Annotated in this window: 2 protein-coding genes and 1 pseudogene; 1 reads left to right on the top strand and 2 read right to left on the bottom strand. The window is 46.3% G+C overall.

Features of this window, described 5'->3' with window-relative positions; all coding sequences use genetic code 11:
- Positions 1 to 37: 37 nt before the first annotated feature.
- Positions 38 to 418, top strand: a pseudogene (locus tag C7B77_RS28185) (ABC transporter permease); the annotation flags it as partial.
- 447 nt (positions 419 to 865) lie between these two features.
- Here the strand turns inward: C7B77_RS28185 and C7B77_RS28175 are convergent.
- On the bottom strand, positions 866 to 1,255 hold the full coding sequence (locus C7B77_RS28175; RefSeq protein ID WP_106312871.1) for a heavy metal-responsive transcriptional regulator: 390 nt from the start codon (positions 1,253 to 1,255) through the stop codon (positions 866 to 868).
- Positions 1,256 to 1,802: 547 nt separating this feature from the next.
- Positions 1,803 to 2,453, bottom strand: a complete 651-nt coding sequence (gene plsY, locus C7B77_RS28170) for a glycerol-3-phosphate 1-O-acyltransferase PlsY (RefSeq protein ID WP_106312877.1) — start codon at positions 2,451 to 2,453, stop codon at positions 1,803 to 1,805.
- Positions 2,454 to 2,476 lie beyond the last annotated feature (23 nt).

The raw sequence follows: 2,476 nt of genomic DNA, 5'->3' as shown, positions 1-2,476 counted from the left end.
CTTTTAAGTGGACTTACAAAGGCAAACCGTTATGTGATTGAAATACTGGCTTTATTTACGCCGCTCAGTACTAGTTCGAGATTTATGGCGATTGCGGGGGCAAATCCTGGCGATCGCACTTGTAGTGGCTTGTGGGATTGCCAGTTTCGTGTCGATGTTGAGTGCTTACGAATCGTTGAAATTATCTCAGGCAATTTACTACGATCGATATCGATTCGCTCACGTATTCGTGCAGTTAAAGCGATCGCCAGAATCCTTACAGCCCCAACTGGCAGCAATTCCCGGCGTAGCCCAAATCCAAACCCGTGTTGTTGCTGATGTAAATTTGGATATTCCCGGACGCAACGAACCTGCAACGGGACGGTTGATTTCTATTCCCGAACGTCAAACCCCGATGTTGAATGACCTCTACATTCGCTATGAAGCCAGCTTTTGGATCGTGGGTGGTGCAATTTTAATTAGTAGTGGTGCGGCGATTGTGGGAGCATTGGTAAAAATTCTATATAGGACTTGATGATAACATCATGAAAAATTACTGGCTCTTCGCTTATTCAAAAGTCAGTTGCGCAGAGGCAGCACCTTTACAGTTAAACTACCTCTGTGCAACTTAAAAACTAAGTATTAGCAGTTGTGGTCTTGCTAGTGCAACAGCCTTCATCCCGATCGTTTGGCGTACCGCATTGGCAAACTGTGCAGGTGCATGGAGCACAGGTGCATGGAGCACAGGTGCATGGAGCGCAGGTACAGACGACTTGAGTGGTCATAAAATAACTCCTAGAGCTGATATATTGATTTTAATTTCAGCTTACAATCTCCAGTTGGGTAGAGAGTCAAGGGGTCAAACGAGCGAGCGAGCGAAAACTTACTAGATTTGTAAATTTGGGCAAATGATATTTGCTTGGGGCTGGGGGTTTTCGTCCCAGTTTTGTAAAGTGTCATAGAGCTGCTGACGCAATGCAGTCAGTTCTTGAATTTGGAGATCGGTTGCCTTTATATGTCGCTCTAGTTTGACTCTTAGCTCCGCACAGGGTAATTCTCCACGATCGAACACCGCCAGACACTCTTTTACCTCTTGTAAACTCAATCCCAGCATTTGCAAGCGTTTGATAAATAATAAACGCTCGATCGTCTCGGACGGAAACAATCGAAAGTGGCCTTCGGTTCGCTCTGGCACTGGCAATAGACCAATTTCCTCATAATAACGAATCGTCTTAATGGGTACTTGGCTTTTCGAGGATAGTTCACCAATTTTCATTGTTGTGGTTGGCAATGTAGCAAGGTAATGACGATCGATTAAGCTCTTTAACTAAGTATGACATTTGGCTTGCTGCTATAGCATCGATCCAGTCGAAGGGGGAAACGTGGATGAGTTGAAAGAACCGATCGATGCTCTAATATCGATCTTGAGAATTTGGAGGTGGGAAAGGACTCCTCCATAATCGGCCTGATTGCCGATCCACTCAGTCGATCGACCCAAATTTTAACAGCATTGAGAAATTGGGTTGAAGTTGGCTTTAGGAGAATTCAATTGGGAAATAGAGCAGCCGATCGCCATTGCACCTCCAGTGCCGTAAATTGTGACGATCGGGCAATGGGTAGCAGAATTTGAGAGACAATATTGGACATTGGATGAACGAGCGGCACCATCGGAAGTTATTCGATCGCTTGGTGGAAAAGTCAATAACTGATACTTAACCAGCTATTAGATTGAATTCCGAATAGTTGAGTAAGGCAGATCGATCGATTTACAGGTAAACTCGATCGAAATCTTCTGAAGCCAAGCTCCCCAAATCGGGATTTAGCTAAGTCGTCGATTCTAGTTTTTGGCCTACTTTTGGTTCGGTACCAGCCAGAATCCGCTGGATATTGGCACTATGTCGCCAGACAACGTAGATTCCACCGACGATCGCAAAAATAACCGAAGGCAATGGTCGATCGAACAATAGCATCCAAATTGTCACCGAAACGGCACCCGCGATCGAACTCATCGAGACAATCCGACTAATCGCGATCGTGATGCTAAATACCACCATCGTCGCTAACCCAACTTGCCACGACATGGCAAGTAAAACGCCCACACCCGTGGCGACAGACTTACCGCCACTGAAATTCAACCAAATCGATTTACTATGCCCCAAAATCGATCCTGTAGCCGCGAGCGGTACTAAATAAGCTTGCCAATCGACTGGTAATGTGGGGAATAAATCGAGCGTAAATACGAGATTCGCGATCGTGACGGCTAATGCCCCTTTGAGTGCGTCGATTAATAACACGATCGAGCCTGGAACTTTACCCAGCGTCCGCAACACATTCGTCGCCCCCGTCGAACCCGAACCATGCTCGCGAATATCGATACCCTGCAACAATTTCCCCGCTAAATATCCAGTCGGAAATGAGCCGAGGAAGTATGCGATGACGAAGATACCGAGAGCGATTGTGGTGTTGGTTAGCATGGAGGGGAGTTGGGAGTTGGGAG

The organism is Chamaesiphon polymorphus CCALA 037 (assembly GCF_003003845.1).
In the GTDB taxonomy this organism is placed as follows: domain Bacteria; phylum Cyanobacteriota; class Cyanobacteriia; order Cyanobacteriales; family Chamaesiphonaceae; genus Chamaesiphon; species Chamaesiphon polymorphus.
The sequence above is the reverse complement of the archived record's forward strand: the minus strand, read 5'-3'. Positions and strand labels throughout refer to the sequence as shown.

What these genes read in the sequence shown, in the direction of transcription:
- plsY (WP_106312877.1), bottom strand. Translation starts at nt 2,453, where the DNA reads ATGCTAACCAACACCACAATCGCTCTCGGTATCTTCGTCATCGCATAC.
- C7B77_RS28175 (WP_106312871.1), bottom strand. Translation starts at nt 1,255, where the DNA reads ATGAAAATTGGTGAACTATCCTCGAAAAGCCAAGTACCCATTAAGACG.